The organism is Blautia sp. AF26-2, assembly GCF_003460955.1.
Classification (GTDB): Bacteria; Bacillota; Clostridia; order Lachnospirales; family Lachnospiraceae; genus Fusicatenibacter; species Fusicatenibacter saccharivorans.
Genome location: NZ_QTWD01000013.1, coordinates 65,209 through 91,208 on the forward strand (window position 1 = coordinate 65,209; position 26,000 = coordinate 91,208).

A 26,000-nucleotide genomic window follows, 5' to 3' on the forward strand; every position below is an offset into this window, starting at 1 on the left:
CTGAAGTTCCCCGTAATAATTCATTTTTTCTTACACTTTTTATGGGTTGCAAGTAAAATTATCAGTATGTAATATATCATACTATACATTCCTTAAAATTACTATTTTTATTTGCGCAGATGGTAAAAAAGCCGGCAGCGATCCTTTCCATTCAGGATCACTGCCGGCTTTTCAGCTTTCTCTTTAGTTTTTAAACGAATGAATCGGTGCCGGGATTCTTCCTGTTCTGTTGACGAATGCCTCGCAGGAGAAGTTGTTGACCGGCATGATCGGTGCATAGCCGAGGAGGCCGCCGAATTCTACGGTCTCGCCCACGCCTTTTCCGATGACCGGGATCAGGCGGACTGCCGTTGTTTTCTGGTTAACCATACCGATGGCAAGCTCATCTGCGATGATTCCGGAGATGGTCGATGCTTTCGTGTCTCCCGGGATGGCGATCATATCAAGACCTACGGAGCAGACACAGGTCATTGCCTCGAGTTTTTCAATGGTCAGTGCGCCGTCGTTGACTGCGTTGATCATACCCTGATCCTCAGAAACCGGGATGAATGCGCCGGAGAGACCGCCGACATAGGAAGATGCCATAACACCGCCCTTTTTCACCTGATCGTTCAGAAGCGCCAGCGCCGCTGTCGTTCCCGGTGCACCTGCGTGCTCGAGGCCGATCTCCTCAAGGATATCCGCAACGGAATCTCCGATCGCCGGAGTCGGTGCCAGGGAAAGGTCAATGATACCAAACGGAATGTTCAGCCGTTTCGAAGCCTCCTGTGCAACGAGCTGTCCGACACGCGTTACCTTAAACGCCGTCTTCTTGATCGTCTCGCAGAGTACCTCAAAGTTCTCGCCGCGTACTTTTTCCAGAGCATGTTTGACAACACCAGGGCCGGAAACGCCGACATTGATGATGGCATCCGCCTCGGTTACGCCGTGGAAAGCGCCTGCCATGAACGGGTTGTCGTCCGGTGCATTGCAGAAAACAACGAGTTTTGCGCATCCAAGGCAGTTGTTCTCTTTGCTTGCCTCCGCCGTCTTCTTGATGATCTCACCCATCAGTTTGACAGCATCCATGTTGATACCGGTTTTAGTGGAGCCAAGGTTGATGGAGCTGCAGACAAAATCCGTCACAGCCAGTGCCTTCGGGATAGAACGGATCAGAAGCTCATCTGCTGTCGTCATACCTTTGCTTACCAGAGCGGAATAGCCGCCGAGGAAATTGACGCCGACTTCTTTTGCCGCACGGTCCAGAGTCTGTGCAATCGTCACGAAATCCTCCGGCGTTCTGCAGGCTGCTGCGCCGACTAAGGCAATCGGGGTAACGGAAATTCTCTTGTTTACAATCGGAATACCGAACTCGCCCTCGATCTCCTCACCTACGGAAACCAGATTTCTGGCAGTCGTCGTGATTTTGTCGTAGATTTTGCGGTTCAGCTTGTCAAGATTGGAGTCGATACAGTCCATAAGACTGATTCCAAGGGTAATGGTACGAACGTCCAGATTCTCTTTTTCGATCATCTCGTTCGTTTCCTTTACTTCAAACAGATTTATCATGTCGTTTTTCTCCTTCGCTTTAGATACGGTGCATCATATTGAAAATATCTTCATGCTGGCAGCGGATGACAACGCCGATGGAACTTCCAAGCTCCTCCAGATCTTTTGCAAGCTCTGCGTTGGATTTCTCGCTCTTGGAGACGTCCGTTACCATCATCATGTTGAAATATCCCTGCACAATCGTCTGAGAAATGTCTTCGATGTTTACCTGGTTCTCTGCCAGATAATTACATACCTTTGCGATAATGCCCACGGTGTCCTTGCCTACGACAGTGATAATTGTCTTCTTCATGTTTCCATTCTCCTTTTTCTGGTTTTATGTCAAAGCCCCGGAAAAACCGGTAATGGCGGCCTTGCGAAAAACATGGTATGTAGCTCTAAAAATGTATATTTAAACCTCAATTAACGGTGATACTTCGCTTCTTTTAGCGACAGCGAGATGAAAATCACCCGAGTGATACGGATTATCACCCGTTGTGACCTCGCAGGCCACGGTTTCAAAGGCCAGTGCCTCATAATTATTTTCCTTGCTCAGATGGCCGAGCAGCACTTCCTGCAGATTGTCGTGCAGAATCTCGCAGAGGAGATGGCCTGCCGCCAGGTTCGATAAATGGCCTTTCGCCCCGGCGATCCGCTGTTTTAACGGATACGGGTACGGTCCGACCGCAAGCATGTTCTCGTCGTGATTTGCCTCTAGCAAAACGGCATCCAGCCCGGTCAGATTCTGAACCGTGTAATCGCTGTAAACGCCAAGATCCGTCGCAATCGCAATCGATTTCCCGCCGGATTCCATGCGGTAGCCGACCGGCTCTGCCGCATCGTGGGAGATCGTAAACGGATGTACGGCGATGTCTCCCAGTGTAAACGTGTCATCCGCGTGAATCGTGTGAAAAATCCCCTCCGGAAACTTTCCAAGGCTCTTCGTCTGCTGCATCGCCTGAATTGTTCCATCCGTTGCGTAAATCGGAATACCATACCGGCGCGCCAGCACGCCAAGGCCCTGGATATGATCGGAATGCTCATGTGTCACGAGAATGCCGTCCAGCTCCTTCGCGCTGCGGTCGAGAACAGCCAGTCCCGCCTCCACGCGCTTTCCGCTGATGCCCGCATCGATCAGAAGGCTTGTGGTCTCGCTTCCCGCGAAAATGCAGTTTCCGCTCGAACCACTTGCAATACTACAAAGTTTCATATTTTTTCATCCTATGGTCTAACTGTTTTTTTGTTTCCTCAAAATCGCCGCTGTTGTCGATTTCAAAATCGCAGTGGCTGCTGAATTCATCCTCGGAAAGCTGATTTGCCATGATTTCGCGAACTTTCTTCTCGGAATAGCCGCGTCCTTCGATCAATCGCTCCTTCCGGACTTCTTCATCCGCATAAATATACCACAGTTCATCACAAATTTCATCATATTTTTCTTCGATTAAGAGTGCGGCCTCCACAAAGACGTATTCCGTCCCTGCTTTTTCCGCGGCTGCAATGGCTTTTTTGATATACCGTTTTACCGCCGGATGAACGATCGCATTCAGGGCTTTTAACTTTTCTTCGTCCTGAAAAACGATCTCAGCAATCCGTTTCCGGTCAAGTTCGCCGGTCTCTGTGGTGATCTGTCTGCCGAACAGCTTCACAATCTCTCCATAGCATTCGCCGCCCGGCAGCATCACAAGGTAACCTGCCTCGTCCGCCTGGATCACCGTTGCATCATAATTCTGTCCAAGGTACGTGAGCACTTCGCTTTTTCCGGCGCCCACGCCGCCTGTAATTCCAAAAACTTTCATTCTTTTGTATCCTTTCGCTCCTGGTATGAGTGCACTATTTCGCCTCGTACCAGTTGTTTCCTGTGTGCATATCGATCTCGAGTTTGACAGCCAGATGTGCTGCCCCGGTCATCTCCTCTTCCAGGATCTGTTCTGCCTTTTCGAGCTCGTCTTCCGGCACTTCCAGCAGCAGCTCATCGTGTACCTGAAGAAGAAGTCTGGTCTTTAACTGCTCCTCTTTCAGCCGTTTCGCCACGCGGATCATCGCTATTTTAATAATATCCGCCGCCGTTCCCTGGATCGGCGCATTCATCGCAACGCGCTCGCCGAATGACCGCTGCATAAAGTTGCTCGATTTCAGCTCCGGCATCGGCCGTCTGCGTCCGAACATCGTCACGGAATAGCCTTTCTCTTTGGCATCCTCTACGCAGCGGTTCAAAAACTCATGAATACCCGGATACGTCTCAAAATACTGCTGAATATAGGCCTCTGCCTCTTTCCGGCTGATGCCGAGATCCTGGCCCAGACCGAACGAACTGATGCCGTATACGATACCGAAGTTGACCGCCTTCGCATTTCTTCTCTGCAGCGGTGTTACCTCTTCAAGCGGCACATGGAACACTTTCGATGCCGTCATGCGGTGGATATCCTCCGCCTCGCGGTACGCCTCGATCAGGTTTTCATCGCCCGACATATGGGCCAGCACGCGGAGCTCAATCTGGGAATAGTCGGCATCCAGAAAGACACAGCCAGGCTTTGGCACGAAGGCTTTCCGGATCAGACGGCCAAGCTCCATCCGCACCGGAATGTTCTGCAGATTCGGATCAGTACTGCTGATGCGGCCGGTCGCGGTAATTGTCTGGTTAAATGTCGAATGGATTCTTCCATCTTTCCCGATCACGGCCTGCAGACCGTCGGCGTACGTCGATTTCAGTTTGGCAAGCTGGCGGTACTCCAGAATATCGGCAACGAGTTTGTGATCCGGTGCGAGCTTTTCGAGCACATCGGCGGCGGTGGAATAACCCGTCTTGGTCTTTTTGCCGCCCGGAAGCTGCAGCTTTTCAAACAGAATCACGCCGAGCTGCTTCGGGGAATTGATGTTGAACTCCTCGCCGGCCTCCTCGTAGATCTGTGCCTCCAGCTCTCTGATCCGCTCCGCCAGCTCAGCTCCGTAAACGGAAAGTGCTTCTTTTTCTGCGGCGATTCCATCCGCTTCCATCTGACGGAGCGTAAACACCAGCGGAATCTCCACATTCCGGTACAGATCCCACATGCCCTGCTCCTTCAGCAGCTTTTCCATGTTTTCCTGTGCGGCAAATACAGCATACGCCTGATAACCTGCATACGACTCCTGCTGTTCCGGCGTCATCTTTCCTGCGGCCGGAATCTTGCTTCCGCCGAAGATCTCTTCCACTGCCGGCACATAGCGGTGTACGTACTCTTTTACGATATCATCGTACGAATACTGTGATTTCAATGGATTTAATAAATACGCGGCAATTCCGGCATCAAACAGATGGGCTTCATCGGCGTCCGGCATATCCTTCAGAAATTCTTTTCCGTCCATGACGCAGAAAACCGAAATCTGCTTCTGCAGCTCAGTCAATTTTTCTTTTAAATAATCTCCGGTCAGGAAACCTTCTGCTGGGAAGTAAACAACATCCGGCTCTCCGCTTCCATACGCAACTGCCATACCGACAAGTGAACGGCTCCGATCTGCCATCGGTCCGTCCTTCGGGGTTTCTTCTGTCAGAAGAGCGGCTCCTGCCTTCTCCTCCTTCGCGATGGTTTCAAAGAGTTCTTCCGCCTCGGAAAAATCCGTTACGGTGCGCAGAAAGACGGCATCCTCTGGTTCTGCATTCGTCTCCTCGAAGCGGCCCAGCAGGTTCTTAAACTCCAGACGTTTGAACATCTCATACGCTTTTGGTGTATAAAAATTCGAGAGTGCCGCTTTTTCACGGTCGAGCTCCACCGGCGCATCGGTATCAATCGTTGCAAGTTTTTTGCTTAATTCCGCCAGATCATAATGATCACGCATCGCTTCTTTTGCCTTGTTCGGTTTGATCTCCTCGAAATGTGCATGCGCATTTTCCAGTGTCTCGTACTGCAGCAGGATTTTCGTCGCGGTTTTCTCGCCGACACCCGGCAGACCCGGGATATTGTCTGCGGTATCGCCCATCAGCGCTTTCAGATCGATGATCTGTTTCGGGAGAAGACTGTATTTTTCCAGCACCTCTGCCGTGTGGTAATTTTCAATCGTCGTCACACGCTTTACGGTCTTTGGAATCCGGATCAGAATGTGGTCCGTTGCAAGCTGCAGCAGGTCGCGGTCTCCGGATACGATCGTAACTTCCATCCCTTCCGCCTCGCATTTGCGGCCGAGCGTTCCTAAGATATCATCCGCCTCATAGCCCTCTTTTGTGACAATCTCAATGTCCATTGCTGCGAGCACTTCCTGGATCACCGGGACCTGTTCGCGCAATTCCTGCGGCATCGGCTTTCTCGTTCCCTTGTACTGGTCATACATTTTGTGACGGAATGTCGGTGCATGGAGGTCAAACGCCACGGCAAGATACTGCGGCTGCTCCTCATCGAGAATTTTAAACAGAATATTCAGGAATCCATATACGGCGTTCGTGTGCAGTCCTTCTGCATTGGACAGATCCGGTACGCCGTAAAAAGCCCGGTTCAGAATACTGTGTCCGTCCAGTAATACGATTTTATCACTCATAATAATCCTTTCAGCCAGGGTAATTCTATCACTTCAAAATAGTGCAGAGCCAGGAGCACCAGAAACAGAACGAGAATCAGCATCAGCACCCGGAAAAACGTATCTTTGTACCGGCGGTGTCTCGCTTCTTCCTCTTTTTTCTCCAGATCGCGTTCCAGAAGTCCTGTCAGATTGTAGGAATCGGGCGCGTCATCCTCGAAATATGCCATCGCACGGTTCACAATAAAATATGTCTCCAGTTCCTCGTGGCATGTATGGCATTTCCGGATATGGGAAATAAACGGTTCCATCTCTTTCTCCGGCATATTTCCCTGCACGTATGGCTGTATTAATTTTTCTGCTTCTTTACAGTCCATAAAATCCTGCTCTCCTTTTGTATCCGGCCAGTGTTTTCCTCTGGCCGTTTTTTCTGCTATCTACCATCATACACTATTTTCTCATAATTTAAAAGAGACAACCCGCCGAAAATGGGTTGTCTCTTGTTCTCTTATAAGATAACTGTTTTCTAGTGGATTTCCATTATGCACGGACAATGTTCGGGGTCTCTTTTCCTGCCTCGAAATCCAGTGCATTCTGCAGTGTGGTCTCTGCAATCGCACGCAGTGCTTCCTCGGTGAAGAATCCCTGATGTGAAGTGATCATAACGTTCGGGAAGGACAGGAGACGTGCTGTGGTGGAGTGCTCCAGAATCTCATCGGAACGGTCCTCGAATACGTTCGGGGTTTCCTCCTCGTATACGTCAAGGCCGACGCCGAAGAATTTTCTTGCACGGATTCCCTCGATCAGGTCGTCTGTCTTTACCAGACCTCCGCGGGACGTATTGACCAGGATCACGCCGTCTTTCATCTTTTTGATGCTCTCGCGGTTGATCATGTGGTATGTGCTGTCCATCAGCGGGCAGTGCAGGGAGATCAGATCACTCTGTGCCAGCAGTTCATCAAGAGTTACGTACGTAACAAAATCTTTTAAGGATTCATTCTGGTATACATCGTAAGCAATGACTTTCATGCCGAAACCGCGGCAGATTCTTGCCATAGCCGCACCGATTTTTCCGGTTCCGACGATTCCGGCGGTCTTCTGATAGAAGTTAAATCCCATCAGTCCGCCCAGGCTGAAGTCGTTTTCTCTTACTTTCGTATATGCTTTGTGCATGTGGCGGTTTACCGTCATGGCCAGTGTCATCGCATGCTCAGCTACAGCCTCCGGGGAGTAACCCGGTACACGGCGTACATCAATGCCGTATTTTGCAGCTGTCTTTAAATCTACGTTGTTGAAGCCTGCGCAGCGCATCAGGATCAGCTTGACGCCTGCCTCATGCAGTGCTTCTACGGTTTTTGTTCCGACATCGGAGTTTACGAAGGCGCACACGGCATCGTAGCCCTTTGCCAGGGAAGCGGTTCTTGCAGCAAGGCCGGTTTTTAAATATTCCACTTCAATTTCTGGAAACTGCTCTTTGGTTCGGTCGAAAGATTCTCTGTCGTAGCTCTGGGTATCGTAAAATAAAATTTTCATAATGTTTTTCCTCCTCGCTTTGCGGTCATCTTATTGTTCCCGCTTACAGGTATTACTATACTTCATTGTTAAAACTTTGTCAATGTATTATTTGTTAAAATTTTATCAATTAGTAAATTTATTTTCAACATCTTTCACAACAGTACAAATTTACTGGATCACCTCGTCCAGGAACCGGGACGGCTCGACTTTCTTTTCAAACCGTTCCTCCACATAACAGAGCGTCAGCTCTTTCCGGGCGCGCGTCATTCCGACGTAGAACATCCGCCGCTCCTCCTCGATCGCCTCCGCAAGGACTGCTTTCTGATACGGCATTACGCCCTCGTTGACGTCAAGAAGATAGACCTTGTCGTACTCGAGTCCCTTGACGCTGTGCAGGGTGGAAACCATAACTCCTTCCGCACTCTCTGCGCGCTGCTTCTGTTTTTCCTTCATCTTCTGCTGGTATTCCTCAATATGTGCAAACCAGCCCTCGATGTTTTTCTGGCTCTTTGCCGCCTCCTGCAGCTCGTCCAAAACGGAAATCAGATCATCCTCTTTCAGATGGCGGTATGCAGCATATTCCTTCACATACTGTTCATAGCCGATCGCATAGCGGATGTAATTGACCGCGCCGAACGGCGATAAATGCGTCAGTGTCGTGATATCCTGCTCCAGTTTGCGGATCCGCTGGCACATCCAGTCTTTTTCTTCGTAATATTCCAGAAGTGCATCGAACGAAACAGTCGCCTCCTCAAAGGCATCCCGCGACAGATAACGGTTCGGGCGGTTGGCAATCTTTAAAAACTCGCCGCGCTTCCGGCTTCCCATCGCAAGATTCAGATACGTCAGCAGATCTTTCGCAATCCAGTGGTCATAGAGATCCGGCAGGGTATCCCGCATCTGGAACGGGATCTGTGCTTCCATCAGTTCCTCTACTGCTGTCCGGCAGCCAAGATTCGTGCGGAACAAAAGCGCCATCTCTTCATACGGACAGCCGTTTTTCTCCGCCTCCCGCAGCTCCTCGGCAACGGCACGCATCTCCTCGCGCGGGTTCTTATATCTCCGGATTGCAACCGGAGCGCCTTTCTCGTTGTCGGTGGAAATCGCCTTTTCATACCGCTTTTTGTTGTGGTGGATCAGGCATTGGGACCGCTTCACGATAAATTCCGTACTACGGTAATTTTTATCGAGCACTACCTGCGCCGCGCCCGGGTAATCTTTCGGAAAATTCAGCATGATCTCCGGCTTGGCCCCGCGGAACTGATAAATCGACTGATCGTCATCCCCGACAATAAAGAGGTTATTTTCCGGCAGCGCCAGCATCCGCACAATCTCATACTGCACGGGGCTGATGTCCTGAAACTCGTCAATCAGGATATACTGAAATTTCTGCTGCCAGGCGCGGAGGACCTCCGGCCGCTCCAGAAAGAGACGTTTGCACTGCACCATCAGATCGTCGAAATCGAGTTTTTTGTTCTCCTTCCGCCATTTCTCATACGCCTCATAGATTTCGCGGAACTTTTCCTGCGGCATACAGGCGGAATAGTAATGTTCCAGCGGGATCTGATTGTTCTTCACAGTGCTGATTTCGCGCGCCAGATTTTCCTCGAGATCCTCTTCCTCCAGGTCTCTGGCATAGTGGTTGACCAGCTCGCGCATCAGCCGCTTTTTCTCTTCCTCGCTTAAAATATTGTTGCCGGACATGCGGTACGTATGGCGCAGAATCGCGTAGAATATCCCGTGGAACGTTCCAAAGGTGACCTGGGTACTCGTCTTTCCCATCGCCTTTAAATACCGCTCCTTCATCTCTTTTGCCGCCGCACGCGTAAATGTTACGACAAGAATACGAGAGGCGGAAATGCCGCTCGTTACAAGCTGGCAGGTCCGCCCCGTAATCACTGCGGTTTTCCCCGACCCCGGTCCGGCAAGGACCATCATGGGGCCGGTGGTATGCATCACCGCTTTTTTCTGTGAATCATTATATATCATTTGGATAATTTCTCAATCGCTTTGTTGATGCGGGCAAGAGACTCCTCTTTTCCCAGAACCTCAAGGATTTCCGTTGCGCCGGCCGGTGTCATCTGTTTTCCGGAAAGAGCGGTACGGATCGGCCACATAATATAACCGGTCTTGTATCCTTTTTCTTTTCCGAATGCGCTGAGCATCTCAAAGAGAGCATCATTGCTGAAATCTTCCTGCGCTGCCAGCAGCGGTTTTACTTCCTGAAGAAGTGCAAGGGAGGTCTCCTCGTTTGTCTTCATCTTTTTGTGAGTGTACATCGAAGCGTCGTACTCCGGAACTTCCTCGAAGAAGTCGATGAGGTCTGCAATATCCGGGAATACTTCGATTCTTGTTTTTACCATGGCTGCAATTTTCTTAAAATCGAGCGGACGGTGGACTGTCTTCTGGATATACGGAAGCGCCATCTCATAGAACTTCTCGTCGTCCATTGCCTTCATGTACTCGCCGTTCATCCAGCGGAGTTTTGTCATATCGAAAACGGCCGGAGATTTGCTGATGTGGTGGTAATCGAAGATTTTTACCAGCTCCTCGAGAGAATAGATCTCGCGGTTTCCTTCCGGGCTCCATCCAAGAAGGGCTACGAAGTTGACAATGGCATCTTTTAAGAAGCCCTGATCGATCAGGTCTTCATAAGAAGAATGGCCGCAGCGTTTGGACAGCTTCTGATGCTCCTCGTTGGTGATCAGCGGACAGTGTACGTAAACTGGAACTTCCCAGCCGAATGCCTCGTAAATACGGTTGTATTTCGGGGATGAGGACAGATACTCATTACCGCGGACAACGTGGGTTACACCCATCAGATGGTCGTCGATGACGTTTGCGAAGTTGTAGGTCGGATATCCGTCGGATTTGATCAGGATCAGGTCTTCCAGCTCCTCGTTGTTTACGGTGATATCTCCGTAGATCTCATCGTGGAAGGTTGTGGTTCCTTCGGTCGGCATATTGAAACGGATGACGTACGGTTTGCCGGCTGCCAGATTGGCCTCTACTTCCTCTTTGGAAAGACCAAGGCAGTGTTTGTCGTAGATCGAGATTTCTTTTCCGCCTACGTTACGCTTGCACTGGCTCAGGCGCTCTGCGTCACAGAAGCAGTAATAAGCGTCACCCTGCTCTACCAGCTGTTTTGCGTATTTCAGGTACAGACCTGCTGCATTACGCTCGCTCTGTACGTACGGGCCGCAGCCGCCGTCTTTGTCCGGTCCCTCGTCGTGTACCAGGCCGGTCTCTTTTAAGGTACGGTAGATGATATCAAGTGCGCCTTCCTGGAAACGCTCCTGGTCGGTATCCTCGATACGGAGCATAAAGGTTCCGTCATCGTGTTTTGCGATCAGATACGCATACAGGGCAGTACGCAGGTTTCCTACATGCATCCGGCCTGTCGGGCTCGGTGCAAATCTTGTTTTTACATTGCTCATTTTTCTTTTCTCCTGATTTCTGGTTTTTCTGGAACAATCCTTTTGTCTGTTCCCTTCCACCATTTATTTAGAATGGAAAACAGCCCGGCGTTTCTTCCGAGCTGCACCATCCTTCCACTTTTGCCAGCGGCAATGCTCTTTTTCAGACCTCTACGCCGTGCTGTTTCAAATATTCCATAAAGTCGCCGACGGTAGAAAGGTCTGTCAGTTCGTCGGTGTCGATTTCAATTCCGTACTCGTCTTCTAATGCCATAACCATCTCGTAGAGATCCAGGGAATCTGCACCCAGGTCATCTTTAAAAGAGGTATCTTCGTTGATGCTGTCTGCATCACAGTTGAGCTGTTCTACTAAAATTTCTTTTATCTTTTCTAACATTGTCCTGCTCCTTCCTGCCTCTACCCGGCAGCCAGTATTTCTTTCGAAAAAAGTGTATCTGTTATTCCGGCATTTGTCAATAGATTTTTCTACTTTTACTGTTCTTCCGCCTGTGCCTCTCCTTCTCCGCTCTTTCCATCCTGGAACACAATAAAGCGGGAGACGCACAGGGCAATGCCGATTTCCGTCAGGATAAAGAACACCGATGTTCCTCCGTAACTGATAAATGGAAGGGTAATTCCCGTTGCCGGCATCAGTTTCAGAACAACGCACAGGTTCAGAATAACCTGAATGGAAATATGTGCAAAAACGCCGCTCACCATCAGCATTCCATACGCGTCCGGCGCATTCTGTGCAACCACAAACAGACGGTACAGCAGGTAGCCAAACAGCAGCAATACAAGAATCGCGCCAAATATTCCAAGCTCCTCGCAGATGATCGAGAAGATCATATCGTTCTGTGCTTCCGGAATTGTTGTAATCTTCTGCGTACTGTTGCCAAGTCCTTTTCCGAGAAATCCACCGGATCCAATCGCATAAAGTCCCTGCAGAATCTGATAGCTGCCTCCAGAAAGCCATTCATAGATACGATTCGACCGGAAGTCACCGCCTATTCTTTCAAAGATTTGCAGATTATTTTTTAAAATGATAATCGCAAAAACGCCAATTACCGCCGCGCCCGGAATCACACGCGCATAAAATTTTACCTCCGGGTCCGCCAGAAACAAAATGACGCAGGCGATGAGTCCCAGAATAATGGCGGTACTCAGGTTGTCCGTCAGAATCCACGCAGCCAGCGCCTGCAGCACGCCAAGTCCGAGGACAATTGCTTTTGCGCGGATGGTACGCATATTTTTTCCCATCTTCAGGATAATGTATGGCAAATACAGAATCAGCCCCAGCTTTCCAATCTCCGCAGGCTGAAGACTGCCACCGCCGATCCGGAGCCATCTTCTCGCCCCGTAGGCTTCATAACCAAGCGGCGTAAACCTTACCGCCGCCATCAGAAGGAGACTTCCCCAGTATACCAGTGCTGCAATCCGCTGGAACCATACACTATGATAATCTACAAGCTTCGACAATATCACAATCCCCACCAGAACAATAGCAGAAAGCCCCGCCTGATGCGTGAAATAATACATATCATTTCCCTTGAATGTACTGGCCGCCTCGTAGGCACTCGCGCTGTACAGCATAATCAGTCCGAAGCTGACCAGCAAAATAGTGCAGGCCAGCAGGTTATAATCATAAAAATCCGAAGGAAGTTTTTTCTTCCTCTTTTTCTTCTTTTCTTTCTTCTGGGATGGCATGTTTACTTTCTCTGCCATGAAGTTTCCACCTCCATTGTTTTACTCCATTTATTTCAGTGCATAGCCAAGCAGGCTGACAAAGCCCGGATTTCGGTCGGTCGTTCCGAGGATAACCTTACGCACCAGCTCCGGATCGTCCGTGATAATGTTGTCCACGCCGCAGTTGACCATCCGCTGCATATCTCCCTGATAATTCAGCGTCCAGGCACAGACTTCTTTACCAAGACTGTGCGCATGCTCTACAAAGCTTTCGGTGATGTACGTATATTTTACAGAAAAGAAGTCCGCCGCGTCCATATCCTCCAGGCCTCCGTACGACATTTTCATCGTATACCCGGTCTTGATATCCGGATTGATTTTCTTTGCCTGCCTGAGGAAATTGTAGTTCATGGAAGTCAGCACACACTGATCCACAAAGTCATTGTCCTCGATGATTTTCACCACTTTTTTGACAATATTCTGGTTGTGGCCGTTGTATTTTACTTCAATATTCAGGTTGATTTTTCCTTTCGCGTACGCGATGACTTCTTCCAGCTTCGGAATCTGCTCGCCGCGGAATTTTTTGTTGAATCGTACACCGGCATCGAGCTGGCTGATTTCATCGTAGGTCAGGGTCCAGATGCTGGCATTCAGACCGGTTGTCCGCTTCAGATTTGTGTCGTGCATAAGGACAATCTCACCATCACTCGTCTCCTGTACATCGATCTCCGCGTAATCCGACATGCTGTCCACTGCATATTTGATCGCGCTCATCGTATTTTCCGGTGCTTTTCTGGCTCCGCCCCGGTGCGCTGACACCGAAATATACTGGGAGGAAGCCGTTGCCTCTGCACGTGTTGCGCGCATGGCATATACAAGATAAACCGTTTCTCCCGCCAGCATGGCGATCGTGAGAACCACCGCCGTTACCGGACCGCAGAAGGTGCGTACCAGCTTCGAGCTCGGCTTTTTCGTTGTCCGGCTCTTCTGGTAGCCCTTTCGGGAGGAACGGATAAAAATCAGATACAGATACGTAATGCTTCCGACAAGGCCGAACGCTCCGCCGATCAGGCTCATCGTCGATTTGACCCAGTCACCGTAGACGATGACGGTACTGACAACGGTAGACGGCGTTTTCACCAGCTTTGCATAGGCAACGACAGCCGTTCCGAAAATCAGATACAAAACCCACGTAATCAGAAAAATCATCACCTGGAAAAAGACGTTGATGCCAAGCTCACGCAGCACGCGTTTTTCCAGTGTCTGGCGCACCCGCAGATGGGTATTTTTCTCTTTTTCCGTCATCATGCACCGGAACGGGATGGTGTAGGAAAACACAAACGAGAACGCGACAAGCAGAATCGTCAGCACCACCGGGATCCAGTATGCCGGGAAGGCATTGAAAATCTTCGTCAGGGAAACCTGAAGCAGTTTCATACTGCGGATGGCGCTGTAGCTGCTGTGCAGCCAAAGGTACGGGAAGCTCGCTGCCATGTAGAAAAACCAGGTCCACGGGCGGGCACGCACAAACTGTGCAGCTCCTCTTCCGCCGGCAAGCATCATGACAGGAACGGAAATCCGTTTTCGTTTCCAGGAGGCCTCCAGAGCCGCCATGACAGCATAGATTTCAAACAGCATACAGAAAAAGAAAACAAGCAGAATTCCAAAAATCAGCAGAAGGGTCAGCGGATGCAGCATGATCTTGTTGAAGTTTTCCGATGTCATATAACTCGTTCCCAGCTGTTTTAAGGAAAAGTTGATCGCCGCATTGGCGAGTCTTGAAACCAGCTGGCTGGAAAACAGGCGGTAGACCGTCTCAAATATCACGATGCTAAGCAGGTTTTTCTGCAAAAGTTTCCATGCCATATTCAGATAAATTCGTATCATTCCTGCATTTTTTACTGCCTTTTTTCTCATCTGCTGTTGTTCTCTCCTGTCAGCCGCAATTCCCCCCGATGAATCTGTATGCAAAAATTACCTTTATTTTTTCTCTTTTGTATTTTACATTTGACACTTCGAGTCTTTTTTGAAGCTCTTTTCTTTCTGTTCATTTTAAACTATCTTCCAGTATAACACAAAACCGGGTCTTTGAGTATTCTTTTTTCTATTTCTGGTTGCACCACTTCTGCAGTTTTTTTACCATGGCGGATGGGCTGCTTACTGTGCCGTCGATCGGCGTACCGAGTTTTTTCTGCCAGGCGAGGATTGTCTGCGGACCGATATAGCCGTCCATGCCGGCCGATGCCCATTTCTGCATTTCTTTTACAAGGGCCGATCCGCCTTTTGGCGTACTGTCCCACTCGGCGGCTGTGATGCCATCACAGAATTTCCGGTTGACAGCCAGCTGATTGCTGATTTTTCCATCCTGCGGTGTGCCGAAAAGTTCCTGCAGACGGCGCGTCAGATTTTCGCCCCAGATTCCGTCCTCTGCGACTGTCTTTCCGGATGACTTTGCTGTCTCTGCCGATTTTTCTTTTGCGGGACCGGCATAACGGCAATACGCTGTATGGCAGTTGACCCAGCCTGCCCCTGAGAGAAGCCGTCCCCAGCTTGTGTTCTGGATTTCCGTCACCGTGTAGCTTCCCTGATCCCGGATCGTTCCGGCAATCCTGCTGTCCGCATCCGGTGCCTGACGGATGTTGAGGGCCGCTGTCTGCACCTGATAGATCCCGGGCGCATACGTTTTTCCTGTTCCGCTGCCTGCTGTTCCCGTTCCTGTGCTCCCTGCACCGCTTCCGATCATCCGCTTCATGCGGTCCCAGTCACCGCGGTTCATGATCTGGCTCGGACAGTATTTGCTGCAGATGTCATAATGACGATAGACTCTTTCCAGCGGAATCCCCGTCTCCCGCATGATCTCCCGCACCAGTGCCGCAGTATTCTCAAATGCTTTTTCATAATTATACCCGGCCTGCACACACATCTCCACACCGATGCTGTTCTTGTTGCCGTACTGCTGAAACAGATTTTTTCCGCCGTAATTAATGCCGACATGCCAGCACCCCCGGCTGTGCGGTGCCGCCTGGTAGGCTGTGTCACCGTCATCGACGTAATAGTGTGCGGAAATGTTCTGGAAATTCCCGTCATGCTGTGCTCGCGCATGTGCCCGCGCATCGGCACCTGCTGCGAAGTTGTCGGTGTTGTGGACTACGATACATTTGGGATTGTTTTCCGCATACGTATTCTGATTTCCAAGATACGACCGATCAATTTTCATATTCTCCCCTTTCTGATGGTTCAGACTGCCCGGCATAACACAGATTTTTTGAAGCGCCGTTCACTCCGGCTTATGGATCTGCTTGATAATCTGATTCACATAATTGCTCAGCCCAGCCACCAGAATCCCCTGCGTGACCGCCGTAAAAACCGCCATCGCCCCCTCCTTCGCCGTCTCAATCTCACTCGTCGCCATCACCCAAACCGCACACAGCACCATGCTGATGCCGCCTAAGATCAGCGGAATGTACTTATTCTTCACCGCCTGCGACTGCCGCAAAGCAACACCGAAAAAATACAGCACGAACGCAACGACGATGAGTTCGGGCTTTACATAATTCATTGCTTCCATGGAACATCCTTTCTGACTGTTCTGTTTTTGAAAGTCTTTTTTCTATATTATGATGGGATAATGATTTACGACTGGATAAGATTTTCTTACTGTAAACCCAAAAAATCCCACCTGTTTTTCAGATGGGATTTTCCAGTGGTGTGCTGTTCTTTGATTTTTAATTTACTATCTTGTGCAGCAATTCCCCTGACCTGCCCCTGGCTGCGGTGCCGCACAGAAAGTCTTTGCATCAAACGACGGATTAAACGCATAAAAGTTCTTCGAATTCAATTCGTCCTGTACAGAACGCAGTGCTTCACCAAAACGTTGGAAATGCACAACCTCACGTGCCCGCAGGAAACGAATCGGATCAGCTACCTCCGGATCTTTTACCAAGCGAAGGATGTTGTCGTACGTTGACCGGGCTTTCTGTTCTGCAGCGAGATCTTCGAACAGATCTGTTAACGGATCGCCTTTCGACTGAAATTCGCAGGAATTAAACGGGACTCCGCCGGCCGCCTGTGGCCAGATTCCGGCCGTGTGGTCTACATAGTAATTAGCAAAACCGGAATTCTGAATTTCTTCCAGCGAAAGATTACAGGTAAGCTGATGAACGATCGTGGATACCATTTCGAGATGAGCTAATTCCTCGGTACCAACATCATTCAACACCCCCGCTACAATTCGGTTCGGTGCTGTGAAACGCTGAGAGAGATACCGCATGGATGCGCCCATCTCTCCATCCGGTCCACCATACTGACTCATGATAATTTGGGCGATTTTGGGGTTTGGTGTCGTGATGTTTACAGGATACTCGAGGCGTTTTTCATAATTCCACATCCGTCAGCACCCTCCTTTCCGGTTGACTTCCCACGGCCATGGCTGCATAACCCATTCGAAAGAACGGCTCATGCGGTCGTTGGCGGTATCGATCGTGAGCGGGCCGTACTGTTCGGCGTACTGTTTCAGTGCTTCTTTTCGAAGCTCCACTTTTTCCCGGAAAAAGGCAAGTGCATCTTCATCCTCCGGGTGGGTGTCGAGGTAAAGGTTCATTTCAACAACAGCAAAGCTGACCTGATCAATCCAGGCGAGCAGCTTTTCGCGGGATGGCATCTGCGGCATCATAGGCACTGTCCTCCTCCCTTTCCACAGAATGGTTTACAGAGTTCCGGGAATAAGGTTCCATTTTTTAATGCAGCGGAAAGATCATAGATCTGTTCAAACCGCTGCATCGGAACGTACGCCATTGCAGGTATCATATGATCTACATGCTGCATTTTCCGCGGGAAATTCCTTGATTCCATCTTCAGTTCCATATTGTTTGAAGCGGCGCGGCGGTTCTGCATATTGTTCGCACCGCAGCAGCCGCGATTCATACGGGATGAATCCATACCATGTTCCTCTTTCATTTTCTGTTCTTTATAGAGTATGAAGAAAATAAGAAAGTGTCAAAAAAGGCAGCGGTTTCTCTTCCGCTGCCTTTCTGTCATACTAATGAAATTTTCATCAAAACTGCATCTCATACAAATGCGCATAAATCCCGCCTTTCGCGAGCAGTTCCTTATGTGTGCCTTCCTCCGCAATTCCATTCTCCGTCAGCACCAGAATCCGCTTTGCATTCCGGATTGTGGACAGCCGGTGCGCAATCACGAAGGTTGTCCTGTCTTTCGCCAGAAGTTCCAAAGATTTCTGGACGACTTTTTCGCTTTCGTTGTCGAGCGCTGAGGTTGCCTCGTCGAAAATCAGGATCGGCGGGTTTTTGAGGAATACGCGGGCGATGGAAAGCCGTTGTTTCTGGCCACCGGAAAGTTTTACGCCGCGCTGGCCGATATCGGTGTCGTAGCCGTCCGCCAGTTCCATGATAAATTCATGTGCATTGGCCGCTTTCGCTGCGCGGATGACCTCCTCGTCGGTCGCATCCGGTCTGCCATAGCGGATGTTGTCGATGATCGTTCCCGCAAACAGGTACACATCCTGCTGCACAATACCGATCTCATCGCGCAGATCCTTCAATTTCACATCGCGGATATCCTTTCCATCCAGCAGAATCCTTCCTTCTGTCACATCGTAAAAACGCGGAAGCAGAGAACAGAGTGTCGTCTTTCCGGCGCCGGAGCTGCCCACCAGCGCCACATAGTCTCCTGCCGGGACATGCAGATTCACATTGCTTAACACATTCTCCTTCGACTCCTCATAATGGAACGAAACGTTTTCAAAGGTTACTTCTCCCTGCACATTCTTCAGTGGCAGTGCATCCGGCTTGTCCTGGATGTCCGGTGCGATGCTCATAATTTCCAGGAAACGTTCATAACCGGAATAACCATTCTGGAACTGCTCCGTAAAGTTCACCAGCTTTTTCACCGGATCTGTGCAGTTATTGATGTACAGAAGAAAGGTAACCAGATCCGCCGCCCCAAGCTTCCCACCTGTCATCAGCAATGCGCCGACAATCAGCGAAATAACGGTAATCAGCGTCGAAAAGGCTCCCATTCCCGAATTGTAAATTCCCATATAGCGGTAGCTGACCTTCTTCGAATCGACAAAACGGTCATTTCCCGCATTGAACTTACGCATCTCTTCTGTCTCATTTCCAAACGATTTGACAACACGGATCCCCGAAAGACTGTCCTCAATCTGACTGTTGATATCCGCAATTCTGCGGCGGTTTTCCTTAAATGCACTCTTCATGCGGCTGTTCATCACTAACGCAAACAGCAGCATCACCACAATAACCACAAGCGGCACACATGCCAGCATCGGATTTACCACAAACAGGATGATCATCGCACCGATCAGTTTGATAAACGAAATGACAATATCCTCCGGCCCATGATGTAAAAGCTCACTGATATCGAACAGATCGCTTGTGATGCGCGACAACAGATGGCCGACCTTCTGGTTGTCGAAAAAAGCAAACGAAAGCTTCTGATAATGGCCGAAGATCTCGTTCCGCATATCATGCTCAATCCGCGCCCCCATCACATGGCCGTAATAGGCAATATAAAAGTTACAGTACATTTCAACCAGAACCATAGCAATCATCAGAATACCGAGGCGGATAATCTCACCCGTTGCCTGCTCCAGCGGCTTTTCCACAACCGTACTCGTAATATACCGTACAATCAGTGGAATCACCAGTGTAATGGCTGCTCCAAGCATTGCAAAAAACATGTCGGTAAAAAACAATCCCTTATATGGAATGTAATACCGCGCCAGCTGGCGGATTCTTCTCTTCTCTTTTCCGGTTTCTTTTTCTTTACTCATCCTGTCCTCCCTTTCCGTTGGAAACCATTTTGTAATCTTTTCGGAACTCAGACGGTGATACGCCGCATGCCGTTTTAAATGATTTCATGAAATGCTTATCATTTTCAAATCCAACCTGTTTGGCAATTTCCGTAATTTTATCTTCTGTTTGAATCAACAGACGCTTTGCCTCCGCAATGCGGATCTCCTTCAGATAGTTCACAAAATTCACACCGGTATGTTCTTTAAACGCTGCTGAAAACAGCGAATAATTCATACAAATATGGTTAGATACCATTGCCATATTCAGATCTTTTGCATAATTTTCCCGAATATATGAAATTGCCTCTTCCATTTTTTCTTTTCCGGCTGTCTGACTTTTCAGGCTTTCCCTGTAAACGTGTATCCATTTTTCAAACGCATCCAGAAACAGATCTGCATCACGGTACTGCAGAGGGCGCGGACATTTTTCCTGTTTTTCCGCCACTCGATGAAAAAGATCCAGCTCTTTACAGATTGCTTCTGTTACTGCCAGAAGCTGATAGGGGGAAACCCTCTGATGTGCTGCCTCAAAATACCAGTTCCGCATTTTTCGCAGCACAGTATCTGCCCGGTCCGTTGGCACCTGCAGAATAAATTTTTCCTGAAACTGTGCCAGTTCCGGCTTTTCCTCAAAACATTTTTTCTGATATTCTTCCACAGGATTTTTCTGTATAAATGCCATTTCCCGGGCCAGCAGTGCTTCCTGGTATGCCTCTGGAATTTCCATCACAGAACGATGTTCTTTTCCCACTCCGAGACAAAATCTCTCATCTTTTTCTTTCATGATCCGCTCTGCCTCCGGTTCCGGCAGAAGATACAGAACTCCTCCTTCTACGCCTTCCAGCAGAATTCCGCTGCATTTCGAAAACCGTTCCCCATTTGCCTTGCTGGTCAGCAGGATCCGGAAGCTGTTGTTTCCGATGTATCGCCGGATCCTGCTTTCCATATCCATCCATTCTTTTTCTTCGGCCATTTCTGCATTCATCATCAGATAACGGAGCTGATTTAAAAAGCACCGTTCTTCCTCTTCTTCCGTTTCCCGGGTCTCCGAAAGCTCTCGTTCCAGATTTTCCAGAAGCTGTTCTATCGTCTCCCGCTTGATCGGTTTTAAAATATAGTCCCGAACTCCATGTTTCATCATTTCAACCGCATAGGAAAATTCATCATAGCCGCTTAAAACAATAACAACAGGTTTCTGTGACAACTCCTCCATTTTGTTGACCAGTGTCAGACCATCCATTTTGGGCATACGGATATCAGTGAACATGACGTCCACCCTCTGTTTTCCCAAAATCTCCAATGCCTCTTCTCCGTTTCGACACTCCAGAATCTCCTCCACCGGCACGCTGCTTCGCCGGATCATCGCCACGATTCCCTGTCGAATCAATTTTTCATCTTCTACAACCAGCAGTGTATTCATTTTCTTTTTCTTCCTCTTTCTCGTCACCCTCTTGATCCATCAGAGAATATTTCCCCCTCGTGATGGGAAGATGAATACTCACCTTCGTATAGCAATGCTCTTTTGTATAAACTGACAGTCCATACTCTGTTCCAAATTGAATGTGGATTCTGTCCTGTACATTCCGAAGCCCGATTCCATGTTTCGGCTGTGTATCCGAATTCAGGCGCATTCTTAGTTTACGTCTCAGAATTGCAAGCTGCTTTTCTGACATGCCTGTTCCGGAATCTGTGATTTCAATCTCAAAGCTCTTTTCATGCTCTATTCCTTTGATTTCAATGACAGCGTCTGCATCCAGCTCCTCAATTCCATGTGTAATTGCATTTTCCACAATCGGCTGAAGAGACATCTTCGGGATATCCTGCCGATATAAATTTTCCGGCATCTGAACGGACAGTGTTATTGTGAAATCATACCGCAGATTCATCAGTTCCACATAGTTCTGAATATAATTCATCTCATCCTGAACGGTTACCAGGAATTTATTCCAGCGCATATTGTAGTGCAGCATTTCACCAAGTGCTGTCACTGCATCGGAAATCGTATATTCTTCATTAATCTCAGCCATCATCTTGATGGATTCCAGAACATTATAAATAAAATGAGCGTTAATCTGGTTCTGCATTGCCCGGATTGCCGTATCTTTCAGTGCTGCCTCCCTTTTGATGCTTTCCTCGTTCTGTTTCTGAATTCTCTCCAGCATTCCGTTGATACCATAGCTCATTTCCCGCATTTCTTCTGCGCTGTAACAAACCTTGATCTTTGTTGTTCCATTGTCAATCTGACGCATCTCACCCAAGACGTCATAAAACTCCTTCAGCAGGCCACGCACAATCAGATTGACCACCACAATCAGAAGCAGCCCGAAGCCGGCAAATTCAAGCAGCATTCTCTGCTGCTGTTTGATCATGTTTCCGGTTGCATCATCCAAATTGGTCAGTGTTACAAACATTCCATTGAGTTTATCGACTTTCCGAAGCACAATTGCAACGTTTTTCCGGTCAATCACCGCGCTCTGCTGACTCTCTTTTCTGTCACGGATTCCTGCCCGGAACAGAATCAGCCCCCGATAGGACTGCCATTTGCAGGCTGCCGCTGTTTTTCCGCAGTCATATAAATTCCAATTTTCATCAACAAAGCAGGCCCAGCTGCTGTCACCGGATCGATAAATTTCGGGAAATATGTCTGCCATACGCATGGATACCTCGATCACGCCAAGCCTTCCTCCGCTTTGATCCCGCAGTTCCCGTACATAAGTCATCAAATGGGAACCTTCTTTTTTTGTACCGGAGATAATATTTTTTTCCTGTATGTCAAAAAACCACTGTCCTCCGCCCTGATAGCTTCGGTACCAGGCGCAGTTTTTCATCTTTTCCTTCTGGTACAGGATCGGCTGCTGCTCCAGAAAACCATCTGCCATGGCAAAAATATGGATCTGGTACAGATCTGGCATTGCCTCCTGCATTTTATCGATTATGCTGATGCTGTTGTTTCGAAATTGCTGATAATAGCTCTCCGAGATCTCCTCTCCCCTCCTGAGATGAAGAAGATATTTTTCCAACGGTTCATACTCCTGCAGCGTATCTACAACCATTGAGCAGGCATTCGCTTTTGCATTCACCTCCGCACAGGTAAGATCTATTGCCGTTACTGCTTCATTTACCCCATGATCTATGGCATTCTTTTTGATACTCCTAAACCCAAAGCACATCATGCCAAAAAGCGGAATAAAAATAAAGATCAACGTTGTTACGGTAAATTTTTGGTTCAGTTTCAGTCCGCGAAACCAGTTTCGCATTTTTCATCCCCCAGTTTTCTTTTCGGTTCTGTAACCTTACTAATTTTACCAGTTTTTTCTTTAAAAAGCAATTTTTTCAGAAAAATTATTGACAAAAAGAGAAGACGGTACACTTTTTTTCCGTGCACCGTCTCTCTTTTCGCAAGACTCATATATGACGCAAAGCATGATTCCAGGGAAACAGCTTTCGTACCATTGTTATACTGTTGTCAGATCCCACGGTTCATAAATCTTTGGAACATCGCTGATCAGACGTTTGGTATACGCTGCTGTCGGGTGAAGAATTACTTCTTCTGCCGGTCCCGATTCCACAAATTTTCCATGCTCCATAATATAAACATTATCGGATACATAGTAAGCAAGACCAATATCGTGGGTGATGAAGATAATCGTCATATTGATCTCATCACGCAACTTCAGCAGCATATCCAGGATCGTTGCACGTGAGCAGGCATCAATCATAGACGTCGGCTCATCGGCAAGCAGAATCTTTGGTTTCAGAAGGAAAATACGTGCAATCATCAGTCGCTGCATCTGGCCTCCTGACAGCTCAAATGGATATTTGTTTGTCAGTTCTGCGTATTTTAAGTTTACAAAGCTGCAGGCCTCTGTCATCAGACGTTCTTTTTCTTCTTTCGGCAGATTCTTGTCACCGCGCATATTAATGCAATCCAGCAGAACAGAATCTACACGTTTAAACATATTGTAGGAAGCAAACGGATCCTGGAAAATCGCCTGAATTCCCTTCCAGTACTCTTTTTTCTTCTTTCCGTTCGAGATGTCTCTTGGTTTACCCTGGAAATCAATTTCACCTTCCGTTACGCTGATCAGCCCGAGCAACATCTTCGAAAGGGTTGTTTTTCCGGATCCGGATTCTCCTACGATAGAAACAAATTCACCTTCATGAAAATCGAAATCAACATGGTCTACAGCGACCGTTTTTGCATCGCCAAAGCCAAACACTTTCGTTACGCCTCTTCCGGAGAGGCATGGTTTTAATTCTTTACCATCACGCATTTGCATACACCTCCCGAACCTTTCTCTCAGACATCAGGCAGCGGTACTCTCTTCCGTTCGGCAGTTCGATGACCTCTGGTTTCATACCGCGGCAGGTTGGCTGTGCATAAGGACAGCGGTCTGCGAAACGGCAGCCCTCCGGCGGATGCTTCAGGTTTGGCGGAGTTCCCGGAATTGCAGTCAGCTTCTGTTCTCTTACACCTTCCTCCGGAACGATGATCGATCCCATCAGACCTTTGGAATATGGATGCAGCGGATCGAATACCATTTCTTTTGCGGTACCTTTTTCTACAATCTGTCCAGCATACATAACCATAATATCATCGGTTACGTTGTAAAGAAGCGGCAGCTCGTGTGTGATGAAGATCATGGATTTGATAAATCCTTTTTCCATCAGATCACGCATCATTTTAATAACCATTTTCTGGGAAGTTACATCCAGCGCGGACGATGGCTCATCGGCGATCAGTACCTTCGGAGAAAGAATGGTCGAAATTGCGATAACGGTTCTCTGTTTCATACCTCCGGAAAGCTCAACCGCATGCTTTTGCAGTACCTCCTCCGGCAGGCCTAAGATCTGAAAACGTTCTTTTGCCAGATCATAAATATCCTTTCTCGGCATTTTCGGATCATGCGCATGAATAACGTCTTCTACAAATCGGATGATTTTCTGTGTCGGGTTCAGAGCATTCATTGCTGCCTGCGGAATGTAGGCGATCTCATTGCCCAGAATATTTTTCCGGACATCGTCTGGTTTCATTCCGGAAATTTTTCTTCCATCTACGATAATATCGCCGCTGATGTAGTGAAGCGGTGCGAAATAATAGCCCATCAGGGACAGTGCCAGCGTCGATTTACCACAGCCGGACTCACCTGCTACACCGAGGGATTTTCCCTCCTCAATCTTCAGGGAGACTCCGTCTACGGCGTATACATCTTCATGAAAACGAGTTACATATTTCGTTTTCAGATTGTTTACTTCCAGCATTACTTTTCCCATAGCTGCCTCCTTAGTCTCTTAACTGCGGGTTGAATACCTGGTCAAGACCGGTGTTCATCAGGTTAAGAGAGAATGAAATAAGTGCGATTACAAGAATAACCGGGAAATATGCCCACCATGCACCGTTTAAGTGTGCATTGTACTGGGTTGCCCATTGCATCATAAGACCAAGTGTTGCAGTCTTTGTGGTTGCCGGTCCAAGTCCGATCATAGAAAGCTGTGCCTCTGCCAGAATTCCGGAGGAAATCTGGAGAATGAAGGCCATAACAACGTAGGATGCAACGTACGGAAGGATGTCGGTAAGGACAATCCGCAGCATGCTGTGGCCGGACAGTTTGGAAAGGTTTACATGGTCACGGTTTCGAAGAGAAATAACCTGGGAACGTACAGAACGTGTTGTCCACGGCCATGCGGTAATTCCGATCAGGAGTGCCACCATCATGATTCCCCTCTGAGACTCACCTACGCTGTAGGAGATGAGGATCAAGAGAACGAAGGATGGGATAACAGTGAACAAGTTGGTAAAGAACAGAATCAGGTTGTCCACAAAACCTCCAAGGTAACCTGCAAGAAGTCCGAGGAACAGTCCGATCACGGTTGCAATGATTCCCGCAACCAGACCAATTTTCAGGGATGAACCTGTTGCAGAGATCAGCTCAGTCAAAACATCACGACCAAAGTTATCTGTACCAAGCACGAAAGTCTGGCGGTTAATAACATCTTTTTCATTGATGTACTGCTTGCTGTCGATGCTCTGAACCTCTTCCAGCTCACCGGTCTCTTCATTTTTCTCGGCAATAATAGTTGGAACATCTTCTAAAATACCATCGATCTCTTTGTCAAGACGCTGATATTTTTTCTTTTTTGCTGCGATAAGGCCTTTCTGTTCTGCATTTGGGTCATATTTTTCCTCCCAGAGAGCAATCAGACCTTCTGCATCGGTAACATCGATTTCACTGGCATCTACACCGCCGTATTTTTCCAGCCATTCTGCCATCATAGAACGGTTGTCCATTGTCAGTTTGCTTTCAACGATGGATGCGGTTGCATCAACATTCATCTTATACGTTTTGCCGGAATTTACGGTGTCCTGAATCGAAAGATAGGTACCCGGTTTGAAAAAGTTTCCGTTTCCGATCATTGCCAGCGGATCTTTTGCCACAACAAGCGGATAGATGATAATAGTCAGGAGAATTGCCAAGAAGATTACAAATCCTGTCACGAATTTTCCTGAATGAAAAATCTGTTTGATTGTATTTTTCATA

The 26,000-nt window shown here is 48.4% G+C and carries 23 protein-coding genes; all 23 read right to left on the reverse strand.

The window, feature by feature from the left end; genetic code table 11:
• Positions 1–183 precede the first annotated feature (183 nt).
• Positions 184–1,548: a PFL family protein gene (locus DWY63_RS15335; protein WP_022462720.1), complete on the reverse strand. Its 1,365-nt coding sequence runs from the start codon at positions 1,546–1,548 to the stop codon at positions 184–186.
• A gap of 19 nt (positions 1,549–1,567) precedes the next feature.
• Positions 1,568–1,840 (reverse strand): ACT domain-containing protein, encoded by a 273-nt coding sequence (locus tag DWY63_RS15340; RefSeq protein ID WP_022462719.1) that lies wholly within the window; start codon positions 1,838–1,840, stop codon positions 1,568–1,570.
• 99 nt (positions 1,841–1,939) lie between these two features.
• A complete protein-coding gene (locus DWY63_RS15345) occupies positions 1,940–2,737 on the reverse strand; it encodes an MBL fold metallo-hydrolase (protein WP_055218850.1) in 798 nt (265 codons plus the stop codon).
• Positions 2,724–3,323, reverse strand: coding sequence for a dephospho-CoA kinase (gene coaE / locus DWY63_RS15350; protein ID WP_117510320.1), 600 nt, complete (start codon positions 3,321–3,323; stop codon positions 2,724–2,726). Before coaE ends, DWY63_RS15345 begins: the two co-directional genes overlap by 14 nt.
• A gap of 34 nt (positions 3,324–3,357) precedes the next feature.
• Positions 3,358–6,033 (reverse strand): DNA polymerase I, encoded by a 2,676-nt coding sequence (polA, locus tag DWY63_RS15355; RefSeq protein ID WP_117802565.1) that lies wholly within the window; start codon positions 6,031–6,033, stop codon positions 3,358–3,360.
• Positions 6,030–6,389 carry a zf-HC2 domain-containing protein gene (locus DWY63_RS15360; RefSeq protein WP_022462716.1) on the reverse strand — a complete coding sequence of 120 codons (360 nt, stop codon included), beginning with the start codon at positions 6,387–6,389 and terminating at the stop codon, positions 6,030–6,032. Before DWY63_RS15360 ends, polA begins: the two co-directional genes overlap by 4 nt.
• 163 nt (positions 6,390–6,552) lie before the next feature.
• Positions 6,553–7,545 carry a 2-hydroxyacid dehydrogenase gene (locus DWY63_RS15365; RefSeq protein ID WP_022462715.1) on the reverse strand — a complete coding sequence of 331 codons (993 nt, stop codon included), beginning with the start codon at positions 7,543–7,545 and terminating at the stop codon, positions 6,553–6,555.
• Positions 7,546–7,695: 150 nt separating this feature from the next.
• A complete protein-coding gene (locus DWY63_RS15370) occupies positions 7,696–9,516 on the reverse strand; it encodes an ATP-dependent helicase (RefSeq protein ID WP_117802566.1) in 1,821 nt (606 codons plus the stop codon).
• Positions 9,513–10,964 carry a glutamate--tRNA ligase gene (gltX, locus tag DWY63_RS15375; protein ID WP_117802567.1) on the reverse strand — a complete coding sequence of 484 codons (1,452 nt, stop codon included), beginning with the start codon at positions 10,962–10,964 and terminating at the stop codon, positions 9,513–9,515. Before gltX ends, DWY63_RS15370 begins: the two co-directional genes overlap by 4 nt.
• 142 nt (positions 10,965–11,106) lie before the next feature.
• Positions 11,107–11,340, reverse strand: a complete 234-nt coding sequence (gene acpP / locus DWY63_RS15380) for an acyl carrier protein (RefSeq protein ID WP_022462712.1) — start codon at positions 11,338–11,340, stop codon at positions 11,107–11,109.
• A gap of 95 nt (positions 11,341–11,435) precedes the next feature.
• Complete coding sequence (locus tag DWY63_RS15385; protein WP_243001906.1) at positions 11,436–12,668, reverse strand: FtsW/RodA/SpoVE family cell cycle protein; 1,233 nt, start codon at positions 12,666–12,668, stop codon at positions 11,436–11,438.
• 30 nt (positions 12,669–12,698) lie between these two features.
• Positions 12,699–14,546, reverse strand: coding sequence for a glycerophosphodiester phosphodiesterase (locus DWY63_RS15390; protein WP_055228402.1), 1,848 nt, complete (start codon positions 14,544–14,546; stop codon positions 12,699–12,701).
• A gap of 187 nt (positions 14,547–14,733) precedes the next feature.
• Positions 14,734–15,846 (reverse strand): N-acetylmuramoyl-L-alanine amidase, encoded by a 1,113-nt coding sequence (locus tag DWY63_RS15395; RefSeq protein WP_117510346.1) that lies wholly within the window; start codon positions 15,844–15,846, stop codon positions 14,734–14,736.
• A gap of 60 nt (positions 15,847–15,906) precedes the next feature.
• Positions 15,907–16,197 (reverse strand): phage holin family protein, encoded by a 291-nt coding sequence (locus tag DWY63_RS15400; protein WP_117510326.1) that lies wholly within the window; start codon positions 16,195–16,197, stop codon positions 15,907–15,909.
• Positions 16,198–16,362: 165 nt separating this feature from the next.
• Positions 16,363–17,016: a manganese catalase family protein gene (locus DWY63_RS15405; RefSeq protein WP_055218834.1), complete on the reverse strand. Its 654-nt coding sequence runs from the start codon at positions 17,014–17,016 to the stop codon at positions 16,363–16,365.
• A 3-nt stretch (positions 17,017–17,019) separates the two neighbouring features.
• A complete protein-coding gene (locus tag DWY63_RS15410; RefSeq protein WP_022462706.1) occupies positions 17,020–17,301 on the reverse strand; it encodes a spore coat protein CotJB in 282 nt (93 codons plus the stop codon).
• Complete coding sequence (locus DWY63_RS15415) at positions 17,298–17,567, reverse strand: spore coat associated protein CotJA (RefSeq protein WP_242998449.1); 270 nt, start codon at positions 17,565–17,567, stop codon at positions 17,298–17,300. The genes DWY63_RS15410 and DWY63_RS15415 overlap by 4 nt, the downstream gene beginning before the upstream one ends.
• Before the next feature lie 115 nt (positions 17,568–17,682).
• Positions 17,683–19,440, reverse strand: a complete 1,758-nt coding sequence (locus DWY63_RS15420) for an ABC transporter ATP-binding protein (protein WP_117802568.1) — start codon at positions 19,438–19,440, stop codon at positions 17,683–17,685.
• Positions 19,433–20,881 carry a response regulator gene (locus tag DWY63_RS15425; RefSeq protein ID WP_117802569.1) on the reverse strand — a complete coding sequence of 483 codons (1,449 nt, stop codon included), beginning with the start codon at positions 20,879–20,881 and terminating at the stop codon, positions 19,433–19,435. The genes DWY63_RS15420 and DWY63_RS15425 overlap by 8 nt, the downstream gene beginning before the upstream one ends.
• Positions 20,853–22,718, reverse strand: a complete 1,866-nt coding sequence (locus tag DWY63_RS15430; RefSeq protein ID WP_117802570.1) for a sensor histidine kinase — start codon at positions 22,716–22,718, stop codon at positions 20,853–20,855. Before DWY63_RS15430 ends, DWY63_RS15425 begins: the two co-directional genes overlap by 29 nt.
• 198 nt (positions 22,719–22,916) lie before the next feature.
• Positions 22,917–23,735, reverse strand: a complete 819-nt coding sequence (locus tag DWY63_RS15435) for an ABC transporter ATP-binding protein (RefSeq protein ID WP_022462701.1) — start codon at positions 23,733–23,735, stop codon at positions 22,917–22,919.
• A complete protein-coding gene (locus DWY63_RS15440; RefSeq protein ID WP_022462700.1) occupies positions 23,728–24,735 on the reverse strand; it encodes an ABC transporter ATP-binding protein in 1,008 nt (335 codons plus the stop codon). The genes DWY63_RS15435 and DWY63_RS15440 overlap by 8 nt, the downstream gene beginning before the upstream one ends.
• Positions 24,736–24,745: 10 nt before the next feature.
• Complete coding sequence (locus tag DWY63_RS15445; RefSeq protein ID WP_022462699.1) at positions 24,746–25,999, reverse strand: ABC transporter permease; 1,254 nt, start codon at positions 25,997–25,999, stop codon at positions 24,746–24,748.
• Between the last annotated feature and the right edge of the window lies 1 nt (position 26,000).